This is a genomic window from Amycolatopsis lexingtonensis (assembly GCF_014873755.1).
Taxonomy (GTDB): Bacteria; Actinomycetota; Actinomycetes; order Mycobacteriales; family Pseudonocardiaceae; genus Amycolatopsis; species Amycolatopsis lexingtonensis.
In genome coordinates this window covers 8679302-8696751 of record NZ_JADBEG010000001.1, presented here as the reverse complement: position 1 = coordinate 8696751, position 17450 = coordinate 8679302, and the positions used below count along the sequence as shown (strand labels likewise).

Annotated in this window: 15 protein-coding genes; 6 read left to right on the top strand and 9 right to left on the bottom strand. The window is 71.3% G+C overall.

Going from position 1 to position 17450, the window contains the following annotated elements:
* Positions 1 to 33: 33 nt before the first annotated feature.
* Positions 34 to 1473, top strand: coding sequence for a GMP reductase (gene guaB1 / locus H4696_RS40560; RefSeq protein WP_086857428.1), 1440 nt, complete (start codon positions 34 to 36; stop codon positions 1471 to 1473).
* 62 nt (positions 1474 to 1535) lie between these two features.
* Here the strand turns inward: guaB1 and H4696_RS40555 are convergent, their stop codons facing one another.
* Positions 1536 to 2828, bottom strand: coding sequence for a PhoH family protein (locus H4696_RS40555; protein ID WP_086857429.1), 1293 nt, complete (start codon positions 2826 to 2828; stop codon positions 1536 to 1538).
* A gap of 724 nt (positions 2829 to 3552) precedes the next feature.
* Here H4696_RS40555 and H4696_RS40550 point away from each other — a divergent pair.
* Positions 3553 to 3801, top strand: a complete 249-nt coding sequence (locus H4696_RS40550; protein WP_086857455.1) for a hypothetical protein — start codon at positions 3553 to 3555, stop codon at positions 3799 to 3801.
* A 50-nt stretch (positions 3802 to 3851) separates the two neighbouring features.
* Here the strand turns inward: H4696_RS40550 and H4696_RS40545 are convergent, their stop codons facing one another.
* Complete coding sequence (locus H4696_RS40545; RefSeq protein ID WP_169734878.1) at positions 3852 to 4628, bottom strand: isoprenyl transferase; 777 nt, start codon at positions 4626 to 4628, stop codon at positions 3852 to 3854.
* 112 nt (positions 4629 to 4740) lie between these two features.
* Between H4696_RS40545 and trhA the strand changes: the two genes are divergently transcribed.
* The gene (trhA, locus tag H4696_RS40540; protein WP_086857456.1) at positions 4741 to 5382 is read left to right on the top strand and encodes a PAQR family membrane homeostasis protein TrhA; all 642 of its coding nucleotides are present in this window, start codon (positions 4741 to 4743) and stop codon (positions 5380 to 5382) included.
* A gap of 66 nt (positions 5383 to 5448) precedes the next feature.
* Here trhA and H4696_RS40535 read toward each other — a convergent pair whose 3' ends face one another.
* Complete coding sequence (locus H4696_RS40535) at positions 5449 to 5922, bottom strand: carboxymuconolactone decarboxylase family protein (RefSeq protein ID WP_086857431.1); 474 nt, start codon at positions 5920 to 5922, stop codon at positions 5449 to 5451.
* A gap of 289 nt (positions 5923 to 6211) precedes the next feature.
* On the opposite strand from H4696_RS40535, the gene H4696_RS40530 reads away from it, so the two are divergent.
* Positions 6212 to 7015 (top strand): DUF2382 domain-containing protein, encoded by an 804-nt coding sequence (locus H4696_RS40530; protein ID WP_086857432.1) that lies wholly within the window; start codon positions 6212 to 6214, stop codon positions 7013 to 7015.
* Positions 7016 to 7063: 48 nt separating this feature from the next.
* Here the strand turns inward: H4696_RS40530 and H4696_RS40525 are convergent, their stop codons facing one another.
* From H4696_RS40525 to H4696_RS40510, 4 genes are all read right to left on the bottom strand, one after another.
* Positions 7064 to 7522: a hypothetical protein gene (locus H4696_RS40525; protein WP_086857433.1), complete on the bottom strand. Its 459-nt coding sequence runs from the start codon at positions 7520 to 7522 to the stop codon at positions 7064 to 7066.
* A 102-nt stretch (positions 7523 to 7624) separates the two neighbouring features.
* Positions 7625 to 9514 (bottom strand): acyl-CoA dehydrogenase family protein, encoded by a 1890-nt coding sequence (locus H4696_RS40520; protein ID WP_086857434.1) that lies wholly within the window; start codon positions 9512 to 9514, stop codon positions 7625 to 7627.
* Positions 9515 to 9629: 115 nt separating this feature from the next.
* Positions 9630 to 10187 (bottom strand): hypothetical protein, encoded by a 558-nt coding sequence (locus H4696_RS40515; protein WP_086857435.1) that lies wholly within the window; start codon positions 10185 to 10187, stop codon positions 9630 to 9632.
* Between the two features lie 87 nt (positions 10188 to 10274).
* Positions 10275 to 12248: a thioredoxin domain-containing protein gene (locus tag H4696_RS40510; protein ID WP_086857436.1), complete on the bottom strand. Its 1974-nt coding sequence runs from the start codon at positions 12246 to 12248 to the stop codon at positions 10275 to 10277.
* Between the two features lie 65 nt (positions 12249 to 12313).
* Here H4696_RS40510 and H4696_RS40505 point away from each other — a divergent pair, with 65 nt between their 5' ends.
* Together H4696_RS40505 and H4696_RS40500 are read left to right on the top strand one after the other, a co-directional pair.
* Complete coding sequence (locus tag H4696_RS40505; protein ID WP_086857437.1) at positions 12314 to 13681, top strand: 3' terminal RNA ribose 2'-O-methyltransferase Hen1; 1368 nt, start codon at positions 12314 to 12316, stop codon at positions 13679 to 13681.
* Positions 13678 to 16167: a polynucleotide kinase-phosphatase gene (locus H4696_RS40500; RefSeq protein ID WP_086857438.1), complete on the top strand. Its 2490-nt coding sequence runs from the start codon at positions 13678 to 13680 to the stop codon at positions 16165 to 16167. Before H4696_RS40505 ends, H4696_RS40500 begins: the two co-directional genes overlap by 4 nt.
* Here the strand turns inward: H4696_RS40500 and H4696_RS40495 are convergent.
* On the bottom strand, positions 16164 to 16487 hold the full coding sequence (locus H4696_RS40495) for a hypothetical protein (RefSeq protein ID WP_086857439.1): 324 nt from the start codon (positions 16485 to 16487) through the stop codon (positions 16164 to 16166). The two genes, H4696_RS40500 and H4696_RS40495, sit on opposite strands and share 4 nt — an antisense overlap.
* The gene (mca, locus tag H4696_RS40490; RefSeq protein ID WP_086857440.1) at positions 16484 to 17389 is read right to left on the bottom strand and encodes a mycothiol conjugate amidase Mca; all 906 of its coding nucleotides are present in this window, start codon (positions 17387 to 17389) and stop codon (positions 16484 to 16486) included. Before mca ends, H4696_RS40495 begins: the two co-directional genes overlap by 4 nt.
* Between the last annotated feature and the right edge of the window lie 61 nt (positions 17390 to 17450).

Here is a 17450-nt window from a genome sequence, read left to right as displayed (position 1 = left end):
CTGCCACGGGCCCGGCAGGTAGTCTGGTGACTCGTGCGTTTCCTCGACGGCCACCGGCCCGCCCACGACCTGACCTACGACGACGTGTTCCTGCTGCCGAACCGTTCGGACGTGGAGTCCCGCTTCGACGTCGACCTCTCCACCGCGGACGGCACCGGCGCGACCATCCCGATCGTCGTCGCCAACATGACCGCGGTCGCCGGCCGCCGGATGGCCGAGACCGTCGCCCGGCGCGGTGGGCTGGTGGTGCTGCCCCAGGACGTCGACACCGACGCCGTCACCGAGATCGTCGGCTGGGTCAAGAGCCGCCACACGGTGTGGGACACCCCGCTGGTGCTCACCGGCGGTGACGCGGTCGCCGACGCCCTCAACCTGGTCCACAAGCGCGCCCACGGCGCCGTCGTGGTCGTCGACGGCGAAGGCCGCCCGGTCGGCATCGTCGACGAAGCCGCCTGCGCGGGCGTCGACCGCTTCGCGCGGCTCGCCGACGTCGCGCAGCCCGCGCACGTCGCGGTCCCGGTGACCACGCCGGCGCGCGAGGTCTTCGAGCAGCTGCACAGCCACGGCGCGCACCTGGCGCTGGGCCTGGACGCCGAAGGCCGCCTCGCGGGCGTGCTGACCGCCGTCGGGGCGCTGCGCGCGGACATCTACACCCCGGCGGTCGACAGCGCGGGCAAGCTGCGCGTCGCCGCCGCGATCGGCGTCAACGGCGACGTCGCGGCGAAGGCCGAAGCAGTGCTCGGCGCCGGCGTCGACGTGCTGGTCGTCGACACCGCGCACGGGCACCAGGAGAAGATGATCGCCGCGCTGAAGGCCGTCCGGTCGGTGTCGCCGAAGGTCCCGGTGGTCGCCGGGAACGTCGTCACCGCCGAGGGCACGCGCGACCTGATCCAGGCCGGCGCCGACGTCGTCAAGGTCGGCGTCGGGCCGGGCGCGATGTGCACGACCCGGATGATGACCGGCGTGGGCCGCCCGCAGTTCTCCGCGGTCGCCGACTGCGCGGCCGCCGCGCGCGAGCTGGGCAAGCACGTCTGGGCCGACGGCGGGGTCCGCCACCCCCGCGACGTCGCGCTGGCGCTGGCCGCGGGCGCGTCCGCGGCGATGGTCGGCTCGTGGTTCGCCGGAACCTACGAATCCCCCGGCGACCTGCGGTTCGACGAGCAGGGCCGGCCTTACAAGGAGTCGTTCGGCATGGCGTCGAAGCGCGCGGTGGGCGCGCGGACGCGCACGGACAACTCGTTCGACCGCGCGCGGAAGGCGCTGTTCGAGGAGGGCATCTCGTCGTCGCGGATGTCCCTCGACCCGCAGCGCCCGGGCGTCGAGGACCTACTGGACTCGATCGGCTCCGGCGTCCGCTCTTCGTGCACTTACGCGGGCGCGCGCACCTTGGAGGAGTTCCACGAGCGCGCACTGCTGGGCGTCCAGTCGGCGGCCGGCTTCGCCGAAGGCCGCCCCCTCCCCTCGGGCTGGTAAAAGCCGTGAAGGCCTCCTTACCGGTCATAAATGCCGGTAAGGAGGCCTTCACGGACTGGGGATCAGCCGTGGTCCTCCAGCATCTCGGTGACCAGGGCGGCGATGGGTGAACGCTCCGAGCGCGTCAGCGTGACGTGCGCGAAGAGCGGGTGGCCCTTCAGCTTCTCGATCACCGCCGAGACGCCGTCGTGGCGGCCGACGCGCAGGTTGTCGCGCTGGGCGACGTCGTGCGTGAGCACCACCCGGGACGCCGTGCCGAGCCGCGAGAGCACCGTCAGCAGGACGTTCCGTTCCAGTGACTGCGCCTCGTCGACGATGACGAACGCGTCGTGCAGCGAGCGGCCGCGGATGTGGGTCAGCGGGAGCACCTCGAGCATGCCGCGGTCGAAGACCTCGTCGAGGACCTCCTGGCTGACCAGCGCGCCGAGGGTGTCGAACACCGCCTGCGCCCACGGCTGCATCTTCTCGCTCTCGGACCCGGGCAGGTAGCCGAGGTCCTGGCCGCCGACCGCGTAGACCGGCCGGAACACCACGACCTTGCGGTGCTGGCGGCGTTCCATCACCGCCTCGAGGCCGGCGCAGAGGGCGAGCGCCGACTTGCCGGTGCCGGCCCGGCCGCCCAGCGACACGATCCCGACGTCGGAGTCGAGCAGCAGGTCGAGCGCGACGCGCTGCTCGGCGCTGCGGCCGTGCAGGCCGAACGCCTCGCGGTCGCCGCGGACCAGCCGGATGCGCTTGTCCGCCGTGATCCGCCCCAGCGCGCTGGACGTGCCCGCGAGCAGCCGCAGCCCGGTGTGGCAGGGCAGCTCGGCGAGCTCGTCCATGCCGTATTCGACCGGGTCGACGGTGCTGCCGCCGAACAGCGTGTCCAGCACGTCCTGTTCGACGTCGACGTCCGCCATGCCCGTCCAGCCGGACGGCGTCACTTCCTGCGCGCGGTACTCGTCCGCCTCGAGACCGACGGCCCCGGCCTTGACCCGCAGCGGGATGTCCTTCGTGACCAGCGTGACCGCCTGGTTCTCCGCCGCGAGGTTGAGCGCGCAGGCGAGGATGCGGTGGTCGTTGGAGTCGGTCCGGAACCCGGACGGGAGCACCGACGGGTCCGAGTGGTTCAGCTCCACCTGCAACGTGCCGCCGTGGTCCCCGATGGGGAGCGGCGCGTCGAGCCGGCCGTACTGGCGGCGCAGGTCGTCGAGCATGCGCAGGGATTCCCTGGCGAACCAGCCCAGCTCCGGGTGGTGGCGCTTGGCCTCCAGTTCACTGATCACGACCAGCGGAAGCACGACGGCATGCTCGGCGAAGCGGGTGACCGCCCACGGGTCCGAAAGGAGGACCGACGTGTCGAGCACGTACATGTGCTGCTGGGATTCGGGCGAGGTCGAGGCTTTCTCCGGGCCAGGAACGGCACCGGTCGAAGAGTGGCCAGAGGCCTTACGGGGCAAACGCTGCGCAGTCACGACGGCATCTCCCTCGAGGGCGTGTGCACCTCACGCCCGCACTCGCTGGGCCGGGCACCTCCCTGGCTGGACCACTCCTCCTGACCGGTGGGTCAGGTGGCGCGGCCACGAGGGCCGGGTGCCGGCCCCCTCGTGCGTCTCGTGGGCGGCTGCGCCGCCCCCTCGATCACCGTCACGACCAGGGCCTCCCGCGAGGACCCGCACGGAACGCGTGTCCTCTCTTCGGAAGGTACCCACGAATGCCGGATCGCGCAGGGAGCCAACACGGTGATTCGCCAGATCGTCACCTCACTGTCGGTCGTCCGACATCGACGTCCAGTGACCGCTACCGTGAGTCACCGGCGTCTCGATCGATACACCCACGTCGGAATGATCTTGGCGGAATTGCTGACCCGTTGTATTCACAAGAGCGTTTTCCCGGCTTCTACCACGTTCGGTTGCGGCGCGCATTTCCCGCCACCAAGAGAGAACCGGTCCGAGTGAAAGCGCCTGCTACAGGCTCACACAATGGGCGTACAAGCCGTACGAGACGCCTGTTAAGCGAGTAATTTTCTGGCTGCGGGACACACCACCGGACCCCCGGTGCCCCGGATCCCAACAGTTCTACCTAGGAGTGTGCGAAGTGCTGAAGAAGGCTGGTTTCGTCGCCGCCACGGCTGCGGGTCTCATGATGATCGGCAGCACCGCGTTCGCCGCGACGGGCGACACGACGGGCACGCCGGACCCGACGTTCGGCGACGCCTACGCCACGTTCATCGAGGGCGGCGGCGCCCTGGGCTACGGTGCGGCCTCCCTGGTCGCCGGTGCCTACACGGGCATCGCCACCACCCCGGCGCTGATCCTGCACTCGCTGGAGCACCACCACGGCTGAGTCAGGCTTTCGAAGGGCCCCGGAGTCCGCTCCGGGGCCCTTCGGCGTGCTCAGGAACCGAACCGCCGGTGCCGCCAGGCGTAGTCGCGGATGGCACGCAGGAAGTCGACCCGGCGAAATGCCGGCCAATAAGCTTCGGTGAACCAGAATTCCGAATGCGCGGATTGCCAGAGCAGGAATCCGGAAAGCCGCTGCTCTCCCGAAGTGCGGATGATGAGGTCCGGATCCGGCTGCCCCGAGGTGTAGAGGTGCTCGGAGATGTGGTCGACGTCGAGGATTTTCGCCAGCTCGTGGATCGACGTGCCTTCGTCGGCGTGCTGGAGCAGCAGCTTGCGCACGGCGTCCGCGATTTCCTGGCGCCCGCCGTAACCGACCGCGACGTTGACCTCGATCCCGGTCCGGCCTTCGGTCCGCGCGGCGGCTTCGCTGAGTCGCTTGGCGACTTCACTGGGTAGCAGGTCGAGCGCCCCGACGATCCGCAGCCGCCACGGCGTCCCGGGCGCGGCGAGCTCGTCGGTGACGTCGGTGATGATCTTCAGCAGCGGCGTGAGCTCGTCCGGATCGCGGTTGAGGTTGTCGGTCGAGAGCAGCCACATGGTGACGACCTCGACGTCGGCCTCCTGGCACCAGCTCAGGAAGTCCGCGATCTTCTTCGCGCCGGCCCGGTGGCCGTCCGCGACGTCCGTGAAGCCCGCTTCACGGGCCCAACGGCGGTTGCCGTCGAGCATGATGGCGATGTGCCGGGGATGCCGCCCGGCGGCCTGCTGGATGAGGCGCCTGCCGTAGGCGCTGTACACGACGTCGGACAAGAACGAGCGAACACTCACGTCGAGGCAGCCTACGCACTCGGTGTGAGGCGCGTGACTGAGCACTGCTGGAGAACCTACGCTCCCGTAACCTGGGAGGGTGAGCCTGACGACCGAACCGCCCGAGCCGGCCGTGGACCTCCGCCCGCGCCTGCGCGGCCACATCCACTTCTGGACCTTCTTCGGCGCCCTCGCCGCGGCGGCGGCGCTGATCAGCCTGGCGGCGTCCACGGTGTCCCCGGTGGCGGCACTGGCGACGTCGGTATACGGATTGACGGTGCTCGGCCTGTTCGGCGTGAGCGCGCTGTACCACCGTCGTTTTTGGAGCCCCCGCGCGTACAAGTGGATGAAGCGCGCGGACCACTCGATGATCTTCCTGTTCATCGCGGGCACATACACACCGTTCACGCTGCTGGCGATGTCCAAGCCGACGGGGTACGTAATCCTGTCGATCGTGTGGGGCGGCGCGATCGCCGGTGTGGCGCTGAAGATGCTGTGGCCGCACGCGCCGCGGTGGCTCGGGGTGCCGATCTACATCGCGCTGGGGTGGGTCGCGGTGTTCGTGTTCCCGGAGCTGTTGACGCACGCCGGGGTGGCGGCTTTGGTGCTGCTGTGCGTGGGTGGGCTGTTTTATACGCTCGGGGCGGCGTTCTACGGGTTCAAGTGGCCGAACCACTGGCCGGAGACGTTCGGGTACCACGAGTACTTCCACGCTTGCACGGTGCTGGCGGCGATTTCGCACTACATCGCGATCTGGCTGGCCATGTACGCCTAGGCTCGCCCCGACAAAAGGGGCCTCGCTCGCACTCCCCCAGCGAACGAAGCCCCTCGGCCACCACCTTCAGCCGAACATTCCCGGCTGGTACTCGCCCGCCGGGTTCTGGACGATCACGTTCAGCCGGTTCCACGCGTTGATCATCGCCACCAGCGAAATCAGGGCGCCGATCTGCTCGTCGTCGAAGTGCTTGCGGACCTCCGACCACGTCGCGTCGCTGACGCCGGTGTGCGCATCCGCCAGGCGGGTGGCCTCCTCCGTCAGGGCCAGGGCCGCGCGCTCGGCTTCGGTGAACACCACCGCTTCGCGCCACGCCGCCACCATTGCCAGGCGGACCGCCGTTTCGCCCGCGGCCGCCGCGTCCTTCGTGTGCATGTCGAGGCACATGCCGCAGCCGTTGATCTGGCTCGCCCGGATCTTCACCAGTTCCTGCGTGGCCTTCGGCAGCGAGGACTCCTCGACCGGGTGGGACGCCGCGATCAGGCGCTTGACGAACTTCGCCGTGACCGGGTTCTCGAACATGTTGAGCCGCGCTTCCATCGTTGTTCCCTTCGTTCGGTTCACAGACATGACGACCCGGCTCCCGGCGTTGTGACAGCGACCGGAGTGGCGCCGGTCACATCCACACCTTTGCGTCACGCGGCCCGCTTCGATCACGCGCGGAATGCCGGGTTCAGCCTCGGTCGGCACCACGGACTGGCCCGCCGGCGGCGCTTCAAACCAGCACGTTCGGGGGTCACCCACGGGGACATCACGACGGTTGCCGTGATCACCGGGCGGGCAGACCGTTGGCCCACGGACCCAACGCGCGAAAGGAGCAGCCACGACCATGCAGCCGCAAGAGCTCATCGACAGTGCCGTGGTCGACCCGGCGGGCAACAAGCTCGGCAAGGTCGGCAACGTCTACCTCGCCGACGCCACCCACCAGCCGGAGTGGATCACCGTCAAGACCGGTCTGTTCGGCACGAAGGAAAGCTTCGTGCCGCTCTCCGGCGCGCACACCGACAAGGACGGCGTGCACGTCCGGGTCGACAAGGACGCCGTCTCCGACGCGCCGCGCATCGACGCCGACGGGCACCTCTCGCCCGAGGAAAGCACGCAGCTCTACCAGCACTACGGCCTGCCCGTGCCGCGGACCTCACCCGATGGCCGGATGGGCGACCGGTCGCAGGGCCGCGATCCGGCCATGGGCGGCACCGGCCGGGGCAAGCACGGCATGGACGCCGGCGGCCGCGGCAAGCCGGGTATGGACGCCGGCCGTGGCAAGGCCGACGAGGGCATGATCCGGTCCGAGGAACGGCTGAACGTCGGGACCGAAGAGGTCGAGACCGGTCACGTCCGGTTGCGCAAGTACGTCGTCACCGAGGAGCAGCAGGTCACCGTTCCGGTGCGGCACGAGGAAGTGCGCATCGAACGCGAGCCGATCACGAAGGCCGACGGGAAGGTCGAGATCGGCGAGGACGAGCAGGACGTCGTCCTCCACGCCGAGAAACCCGTGGTGCGCAAGGAAGCCGTGCCGGTCGAACGGGTGCGGCTGCGGACCGAGTCGGTCACCGACGAGGAGACCGTCTCCGGCAAGGTCCGCAAGGAGCAGTTCGAAGTCACCGACGACGACGGCAAGCGCCGCCGCTGAAAACCCCGCGGCGGGTGGCCGGTCCCCGATACCGGCCACCCGCCGCGGTCACGAATTCGCGTGCTCGAGGCGGGGCAGGCCCGCGATCAGCCGCAGCCCCTTCTTCCGCATCGACGGCGGGAACGGCGGCATCGACAGGGTCAGGACCTGGTCCCAGCCGTGGATGCGGAGCTCGAACTTCACCAGGAAGCCGCCCTTCGGCTCGGTGATCGCGACGTGCGTGCGCGGCACGCCGAAGAGCGCCTTGCCGGGGCCGCCGGTGTGCACGTCGGCCTCGAAGAACAGCAGCTGGCGGTCGGTCAGCAGCAGGTAGAGCTCGCGCTGGGACGTGATCGAGAACATCGTCCCGCCGCTCAGGACCGCGGTCGCGATGCCGAGCGCGAAGTGCTCACCCAGCACCTTCCGCAGCGAGCCGACCTTGGCCATGGCGATCACTTCGGGCGTTTCGCCCGGTTGCATCATCGGTGCGGCGGTTTCCAGCAGACGTCTTTCGCGGCGTGCGCCCATCGCGGGTCCTTCGGGGAGTTCGGGAAGCGGACGCGCAAGGCTAGATCGCCGCTACGGCCCCGTTTCCGCCACCCCACCGAAGGATCCGCCCAAAACGTCCGATCAGGACTTGAGCATCGGCGCCGCCAGGAACTGCTCCGGGATCGCGAACGCGTCCACCAGGGTCCGCGCGTGCGGGCGCAGCTGGGCGCACAGGCCGTTCACCGCCGCGGTGACGGCCTTCCCGCGCGACGCCGTCAGGCGGCCGTGGCCCAGGAACCAGGCCAGGTCCTCTTCGATCGCCGACAGCGCGTACAGGTCGCAGACGCGCTCCAGGAGCGTGCGGGCGTCCGGGTCTTCGCAGCGCTCGATCGCCGCCACGAACGCCGAGAGAACCAGGCGCTCGACGTGGACGCGGCCGGCGCGCAGCACGTGGTCCTGCGCCGAGTTGAACACGCCGAACGGGTCCGAAGCCGCCTTGCGCAGGCGTTTCGCCACGCCTTCCACGACGTGTTCCTCGCGGTCCTCGAACAGCCGGAGCTGCCACTCGCGGCGGAAGAAGACCTCCGCGTCGGAGCCCTCGGTCAGCGCCTCGACGGCCTTGCGCGCCGACGTGCGTTCCAGGACCGCGCTCACCACCTGCTCGGCGAAGAACCGCGCGGTCGCCAGCGGGGAGAGGTCTTGGAAATCCTGCTTGTAGCTGGTCAAGAGCCCCTTCGCGACCAGCTGCAGCAGCACCGTGTTGTCGCCCTCGAACGTCGTGAAGACGTCGGTGTCGGCCTTCAGCCCGGGCAGCAGGTTCTCCGCCAGGTAGCCCGAGCCGCCGCAGGCCTCGCGCGCCGCCTGGATCGTCGCGGTCGCGTGCCAGGTGTTGAGGGCCTTCATGCCGGCCGCGCGCGACTCCAGCTCACGCTGCTCCTCCTCGGGCGCCGACGAGTCGATGTCGTGCAGCTTCGACACCAGCTCTTCCTGCGCGAAGTGCAGGGCGTACGTCTTCGCCAGCGCCGGCAGCAGCTTCCGCTGGTGCGCGAGGTAGTCGAGGATGACGACCTCGTCGCCGTCCGGGGTCGCGAACTGGCGGCGGTGCTCGCCGTAGCGGATCGCGAGTGCCAGCGCGCGTTTCGTCGCGCTGCCCGCGCTGCCGCCGACGCTCACCCGGCCGCGGATCAGCGTGCCCAGCATGGTGAAGAACCGGCGGCTGTCGCTCTCGATCGGGCTCGAGTACGTCCCGTTCTCGTCGACGTCGCCGAAGCGGTTCAGCAAAGCCTCACGCGGAACGCGGACGTCGTCGAAGCTCAGCCGTCCATTGTCGACGCCGTTGAGCCCGGCCTTCGGGCCGCAGTCCTCGATGGACACTCCGGGCAGCGGTTTCCCTACGGTGTCCCGGATCGGCACCATGAACGCGTGCACGCCCCGCGACTCGCCGCCGGTGATCAGCTGCGCGAACACCACCGCCATCCGGCCGTCGCGGGCCGCGTTGCCGATGTATTCCTTCTGCGCCATGTGATCCGGCGTGCGGACGACGAACTCGCCGTCCTCGTAGGTCGCCGTCGTGCGCAGGTGCTGGACGTCGGAACCGTGCCCGTGCTCGGTCATCGCGAAGCAGCCGAGCAGGTCGAGGTTCATGATCGAGCGCAGGTACCGCTCGTGGTGCCGCTCGGTGCCGAGCAGCTGGACGGCGCCGCCGAACAGTCCCCATTGGACACCGGCCTTGACCATCAGGGACAGGTCTCCGTAGCCGAGCATCTCGAACGACGTCACCGAACCGCCTACGTCGCCACCGCCGCCGTACGCGGGGTCGAAGCCCAGGCCGGGCCGGTCGGTCGCGGCGAGCGCGCGCAGCTGGTCGAGGACCTGCGCGCGGTGCGGCTCGGTGCCGAGGTCGACGGGGTCCCGGAATTCCGTGCCGGCCATCTGCGCCCGCACCCCGCGGCGCAGCTCGGCCCAGCGACCGTCGAGAACGGCGGTCAGCGAGTCCGGGTCCACTTTCGACGGCACTTCGGGGACGTCCACGGCTACCTCCGGAAAGGGCTGACGGCAGGCTTCCTACTCGTTGGTAGTAAGCCTGCCGCAGCCCCGTCCGCGCCGCAGGTTCAGAACGGCGGGAGACCCCTAAACGTGGACTTCTTCACGCCAGGTCAGGGCCCTTCGAGCGCAGGTCGTCGACCTTGCTCATCGCCTCGCGCAGCTCGCCCAGCCAGGCGTCGGCGTGCTCGCCCACCAGGCGGACCGCCCACGCCAGCGCGTCCGACCGCGACCGCGCGACACCCGCGTCCACCAGCGTGTCCAGCACCAGGCGCTCCGGCTGCCGCAAGCGGGTCATCACCGGGGCCGAATGCGTCGTGAACAGCGCCTTCGTCCCGCCGAGGCGGGCGCCCCACGCCACCTTGCGCTGGTAGCGGTGCTCCGCCTGGCGCGCGATCTCGATGCGCTCGTCGCGCGTCTCCTCGCGGAACCGGCTGATCCGGCCCTCCTCCGCCGCCGCGCGGGCCGCGTCATCGGCGTGTTCTCCGCTCAGCGCCGGCAGCTCGCCGACCACGATGATCTCCTCGCGGTCGACCGTCACCTCCGGGGCGCCGGTGAACCAGCCGTCGGGCAGGCGCCCGCCGAACCAGGCCGCCGCGTCGTCCGCCGACGGCACCTCGGCCTGCTGCCAGCCCCGGCTCCCTCGCCAGCCTCGTCCCATGTTCGCCACCTCCGCGATTACATGATTACAACGCTACTGACGCTACGCCGACTACAAGAGCAACAGGGACGCGTTCACCCAGGGCGATCAGAGCTGGGCCGTCAACGCCTCCGCCGACGTGACCGGCCGGTCGCAGACGTACCCGCGGCAGACGTAGGCCGCCGCGCCGCCGTCGACCAGCGGACGGTCCGCCAGCAGGGGGACGCCGGGCGCGTCCGGCTCGCCGGCCAGCACGATGCCGCCGCCGTGCACGCCCTGCGCCGCGGCCAGGCGCAACGCCGGGTCCGCGCCGACCACCGCGACCTGCACCGGGCCGGCCTGCAGCGCTTCGGCGACCGACAGCCAGTGCCCGGCGAACCGCGGCACCCGCGCGGCCAGCACGCCGACGCGGCGAAGCGCCCGCTCCGCGGCCTCGCGGTACCGCGACGAATCGGCGTGCCCGGCCAGCGCGGACGCCGTCAGCAGCGCGCCGGCCAGCGCCGACGCCCCGGCCGGGCTCGCGTTGTCGCCCGGGTCGGCCGGGCGCTGGACCAGCGTCTCGGCGTCGTCGGCGGTGTCGAAGTACGCGCCGGGGACGTCCGGGGACGCGAAGTGCGCCAGCGCCAGGTCGAGCAGCCGCGTCGCCTCGGTGAGCCACTTCGCCGCGCCGGTCGCCTGGTGCAGGGCGAGGAACCCGTCGGCGACGCAGGCGTAGTCCTCGAGCACGCCGGCGGACTCCCCGACGACGCCGTCGCGCGAACTGCGCCGCAACCGCCCGTCGACGACGTGCACCCGCAACAGCAGCTCGGCCGCCTCGACCGCGCCGTCGATCCACTGTGGACGATCCAGCGCCACGCCCGCTTCGGCCAAGGCCTTGATCGCCAGGCCGTTCCAGGACGCGATCACCTTGTCGTCGCGGCCCGGCTGCGGCCGCCGGTCCCGCGCCGCCAGCAGGGGCACCCGGATCGACTCGGGGAGGTCACCGAACAGCCGGAGCGTGGACGTCCCGTGCTCGAAGGTCCCCTCGGCGGTGACGCCGAACAGCTCGGCGGCCGCCTCGGCGTCGTCGCCGAGCACCTCGCGCAGCTGCGACGGCGTCCAGACGTAGGTCAGGCCTTCGACGCCGTCGGTGTCCGCGTCCAGCGACGACGCGAAGCCGCCCTCCGGCGTCCGCAGGCCGGCGAAGAGGAACTCCGCGGTCCCGGTGGTCACCCGCGACGCCGTGGCCGAGCCGGTCCGGCGCCAGAGGTGCGCGTAGAAGCCGAGCAGCAACGCGTTGTCGTACAACATCTTTTCGAAGTGCGGCACGAGCCATTCGGCGTCCACGGAGTAGCGCGCGAACCCGCCGGCAAGCTGGTCGTACAGGCCACCGCGGGCCATCGCCTCGGCCGTTTTGTCCACAAGGGACAGCGCGGCCGTCGACCCGGTGCGTTCGTGGTGGCGCAGCAGGAACTCCAGCACCATCGACGGCGGGAACTTCGGCGCGCGGCCGAACCCGCCGTTGACCGGGTCCGCCTCCTGCGCCAGCTTCGTCACCGCGGCGTCGAGCACCGCTTCGTCCACAACGGACTCCTGCAGCGGCCCGGTCTGCTCGGCGAGGTGCGCGACGATCTGCTTCGCGCCCTCGAGCAGCTCGTCCGGCCGCTCGCCCCACGCCTCGGCGACGGCGGCCAGCAGCTGCCGGAACGACGGCATGCCCGGCCGCGGCGACGGCGGGTAGTAGGTGCCGCAGTGGAACGGCTCGCCGTCCGGGGTCAGGAAGCAGGTCATCGGCCAGCCGCCCTGCCCGGTCATCGCCTGCGTCGCGGCCATGTACACCGCGTCGATGTCCGGCCGCTCCTCGCGGTCGACCTTGATGTTGACGAAGTGCGCGTTCATCACCGCGGCGGTTTCGGCGTCCTCGAACGACTCGTGCGCCATGACGTGGCACCAGTGGCACGCGGCGTAGCCGACGGAAAGCAGGATCGGCACGTTCCGCCGCCGCGCCTCGGCCAGCGCGTCCGGACCCCACTGCCACCACTCGACCGGGTTGTCCGCGTGCTGGAGCAGGTACGGGCTGGTCGCGCTGGCGAGGCGGTTCATGCCTTCAGGGTCGCACCCCGGAAAAGCGGGCGCGCACGCACCGGCGGCTCGGCCACACTGTGCGGGTGCTGCTGACCATCACCACGACCCGGAACCCCGCCACCGACTTGGGCTTTCTCCTCCACAAGCACCCGGAGAAAGCGCAGTCGGTCGCGCTCTCGGCCGGCACCGCGCACGTCTTCTACCCGGAAGCCGGGCCGGAGCGGTGCACCGCCGCGCTGTTCGTGGAAATCGACCCGGTCGGGCTCGTGCGCGGCGGCGGCACGTCGCTGACCCAGTACGTCAACGACCGGCCCTACGCCGGCGGCTCGTACCTCGCGGTCGCGCTGCGGGCCGCGTTCACGACGGCGCTCGCGGGGCGCTGCGCCGCGCGCCCGGAGCTCGTCGACGAGCTCTTCGACCTCGAGGTCCGCGTGCCGTCGCTGTCCGCGCGCGGCGGCCCCGAGGCCGTGCACAAGCTGTTCGAGCCGCTCGGCTGGCGTGTTTCGGCCACGCCGATCCCGCTCGACCCGCAGTTCCCGCAGTGGGGCGAAAGCCGCTATGTCGACCTGACGCTGACCGGCACCCAGCTCGTCGCCGACGCGCTGCGGCACCTCTACGTGCTGCTGCCCGCGCTCGACGGCGACAAGCACTACTGGGTCGGCCAAGACGAGGCCGACAAGCTGCTGCGCGCCGGCGAGGGCTGGCTGGCCGGGCACCCCGAGCGGGAGCTCATCGCGAACCGCTACCTGGAGCGGCGCCGCCCGGTCGTGAACTACGCGCTTTCCCGGCTGGCCGAGTCCGACGACGTCCCCGCGGAGGCCGAGGCACTGGTCACCGAGCTGCCGGACAAGCCGGAGAGCCTCGCGTCGCAGCGCCACGGCAGCGTGCTCGCCGTGCTGCGGGCCGCGGGCGCCCGGCGCGTGCTGGACCTCGGCTGCGGCTCCGGCGCGCTGCTGCGCGTGCTCGAGAAGGAGCGGTCCTTCGTCGACATCGTCGGCGTCGACGTCTCCGCGAGCGCGCTCGCCATCGCGGAGAAGCGGCTGGGCGGCTACACCCGGGTCACGCTGCGGCAGTCCGCGCTGACCTACGCCGACCCGGCGCTGGCCGGGTACGACGCCGCCGTGCTGATGGAGGTCGTCGAACACGTCGACGCGGACCGGCTGCCGGCCCTGGAGCACGCGGTGTTCGGGGTCGCGGCCCCGCGCACGGTGGTCGTCACGACGCCCAACGCGGAGTACAACCGGCTGTTCGAGTTCCTGCCGATGGGGCATTTCCGGCACGCCGACCACCGGTTCGAATGGACGCGAGCCGAGTTCCGCGCCTGGGCGGACGGCGTCGCGACCCGGCGCGGCTACGACGTCCGGTACCTGCCGATCGGACCGGTGGACCAGGAATCGGGACCGCCGACCCAGATGGCGGTCTTTTCGACCAGTGAGGAGGTGGCCGCGTGAAGCTGACCGTCCCCGACATGGCGCTCGTCGTGCTCGTCGGCGCTTCCGGTTCCGGCAAGTCGACGTTCGCGCGCACGCACTTCGCCCCGACGCAGGTGCTCTCCAGCGACTTCTTCCGCGGGCTCGTCGCCGACGACGAGAACGACCAGTCCGCGTCCCCCGACGCCTTCGACGCGCTGCACTACGTCGCGGGGAAGCGGCTCGCGGCCGGGCGGACGACCGTCATCGACGCCACGAACGTCCAGCGCGCTTCGCGGGCGAGCCTGGTGAAGCTCGCGAAGGAGCACGACGTGCTGCCCGTCGCGATCGTCCTCGACCTGCCGCTCGGCGTCTGCGTGGCGCGCAACGCGTCGCGGCCCGACCGCGATTTCGGCGACCACGTGGTCCGGCGGCAGCGCGGCGAGCTGCAGCGGTCGCTGAAGTCGCTGGAGCGCGAGGGTTTCCGGCGCGTGCACGTGCTGCGCTCGGAAGCCGAGGTGGCCGAGGCGAAGCTCGTCGTCGAGCCGCTGCGCAACGACAAGCGCGAGCTGACCGGTCCCTTCGACGTGATCGGCGACGTCCACGGCTGCGCGGCCGAGCTCGACGAGCTGCTCGCCGAGCTGGGGTACGTCGATGGGGCGCACCCCGACGGGCGGACCGCGGTGTTCGTCGGCGACCTCGTCGACCGCGGCCCGGACACCCCCGGCGTGCTGCGGCGCGTGATGGCGATGGCCGCGGCCGGCACCGCGCTGGTCGTCTGCGGGAACCACGAGCAGAAGCTGGTGCGCGCGCTGCACGGCCGGAAGGTCAACGCCGCGCACGGGCTCGCCGAGTCGCTCGCCCAGCTCGCCGGAGAGAGCGAGGAGTTCCGGCGGCAGGCGCACGAGTTCTGCGACGGGCTGATCGCGCACTACGTCCTCGACGGCGGCAACCTCGTCGTCGCCCACGCGGGGCTGCCCGAGCGGTACCACGGGCGCGCGTCCGGGCGGGTGCGCAGCATGGCGCTCTACGGCGACACGACCGGCGAGACCGACGAGTACGGCCTGCCGGTGCGGCTGCCGTGGGCGCGCGACTACCGCGGGTCCGCGATGGTCCTGTACGGCCACACGCCGACGCTCGAGCCGGAGTGGGTCAACAACACGATGTGCCTGGACACCGGGTGCGTCTTCGGCGGGAAGCTGACCGCGCTGCGCTACCCGGAGCGTGAGGTCGTCTCGGTGAAGGCGCACCGGGTCTGGTACGAGCCGGTCCGCCCGCTGGATTCTTCGCGGCCGCCGGGCGGGCGCGAGTCGGCGGTGCTGGAGCTGGCCGACGTCACCGGGAAGCGGATCGTGCAGACCGCGCACCACGGCCGGGTCGGCGTCTCGGCGGAGCAGTCGGCGGCGGCGCTGGAGGTGATGAGCCGGTTCGCGGTCGACCCGCGGTGGCTCGCGTACCTTCCGCCGACGATGGCGCCGTGCTCGACGTCGTCCCGCCCCGAGTACCTGGAGCACCCCGAGGAGGCGTTCGCCGAGTACCGGGCCGCCGGTGTCGAAGCCGTGGTGTGCGAAGAGAAGCACATGGGGTCGCGGGCGGTCGTGCTGGTCTGCGAGGACGGCGTCGCGGCCCGGCGCTTCGGCATCGAGGGCGGCGGGGCGGTGTACACGCGGACCGGGCGGCCGTTCTTCTCCGCCGCGCAGAACGACGAACTGCTGGCGGACGTGCGGACGGCGGCGGCCGGGCTGTTCCGGGAGCTGGAAACGGGCTGGCTGCTGCTCGACGCCGAGCTGCTGCCGTGGAGCGCGAAGGCGGGCTCCCTCATTTCGGAGCAGTACGCCTCGGTGGGCGCGGCCGCCCAGGCGGTGCTGCCGGCCGCGGTGTCGGCGTTGACGACGGCGGCCGCGCGCGGCATCGACGTCTCGGACCTGCTGGCGCGGACGGCGGCTCGATCGTCCACAGTGGACGACTACCGGGCGGCTTACCGGCGCTACTGCTGGCCGACGTCGGGCCTGGACGGCGTCCGGCTGGCGCCGTTCCAGCTGCTGGCGTCGGAAGGGGCGGCCTACCACGACCGGCCGCACACGTGGCACCTGTCGATGCTGGAGCGGCTGACCGGACCGCGGTTCCAACCGACCCGGACGCTCGAGGTGGACCTCCTGGACGCCGCGTCGGTCGCCCGGGGCGTCTCGTGGTGGGAGGAGCTGACCGCCCGCGGCGGTGAAGGCATGGTCGTCAAGCCGGCGGCGAACCTGACGCGGGGCACGCGCGGCCTCGTCCAGCCCGGGGTGAAGGTGCGCGGGCGCGAGTACCTGCGGATCATCTACGGGCCGGACTACACGCTGCCGTCGAACCTGGAGCGGCTGCGCAAGCGCGGGCTGAACCGGAAGCGGGCGCTGGCGCTGCGCGAGTACGCGCTCGGGCTGGAGGCGCTGGAGCGCGTCGCGCGGGGCGAGCCGCTCTGGCGAGTCCACGAATGCGTGTTCGCGGTGCTCGCCTTGGAGTCGGACCCGGTGGACCCGCGGCTCTAGTCGGCCTTGGCGGCCGGGGAGTCCTTCGCGGGCTTCTCGGCCGCCGCGGGCTCCTCGGACTTCGCCACGGGCTCCTGCGTTGCGGCCTCGGCCGGCGGGTCGTCGAAGCTCGCCGGGACGCGCTTCAGGTGCTTCGTCATCGAGCGGACCAGGAAGGCCACCGCCACGAGGAACAGGATCAGCACCAGGAAGCCGACCGGGGAGGACTTGCCGAAGTCCTCCCCCTGCCCGCCGTTGTCGCCGTTGCCCGGCTGCTGCGTCAGGACCAGGGCCGACGCGGTCACCGGAAGCGCCACGCCGGCCGGCAGCGTCAGACTCATGTGCTCACCTTCTCCTTGATGCCGGCGAACAGGTCGTCCTCCGGCAACGTGCTGTCCACCAGCGACTTGACCAGCTCGTACTCCTCGGTCGGCCAGACCTCGCGCTGCATTTCCAGCGGCACCGCGAACCAGCGGCTGGTGGGGTCGATCTGCGTGGCGTGCGCCTTGAGCGCCTCGTCCCGCACCTCGAAGTATTCACCGCACTCGACGCGGGTCGTCACCCGCTCCATGACATCGGCCCGGTCCGGGTCCCACTTGGCCAGCCACTCGGTGTACGGCGACTCGAGCCCGGCCGCCTTCAGCGCCTCGTCGAACATCGTCATCCGGGCGCGCGAGAAGCCGTGCCCGTAGTACAGCTTCAACGGCTGCCACGGCTCGCCGGCGTCGGGGAACCGGGCCGGGTCGGGCGCCGCGTCCCACGCCGCCATCGACACCTCGTGGGTGCGGATGTGGTCGGGGTGCGGGTAGCCGCCGTTCTCGTCGTACGTCGTGATGACGTGCGGGCGGAACTCCCGGATCACCCGGACCAGGGCCTCGGTCGACTCCTCCAGGGGCACGACCGAGAACGACCCCTCCGGCACCGGCGGCAGCGGGTCGCCTTCGGGCAGGCCCGAGTCGACGAAGCCGAGCCAGCGCTGGCTCACGCCGAGGATCTTGGCCGCGCGGGCCATCTCCTCGCGGCGGATCTCGGCCATGTTCGCCAGGACCTCCGGCCGGTCCATGGCGGGGTTCAGGATGCTGCCGGCTTCGCCACCGGTGCAGGTGACGACCAGCACCTCGTGGCCTTCGGCGGCGTAGCGCGCCATCGTGGCGGCGCCCTTGCTCGACTCGTCGTCGGGGTGCGCGTGCACGGCCATCAGGCGCAGGCGCGGCTTGGCGGTCTTCGTCAGCTGGTCCACCATGCTGCGAACGACTCCTTCTCTACCCGTATTCCGCGACCCACCTGCGGGCCGCCCACCCAGC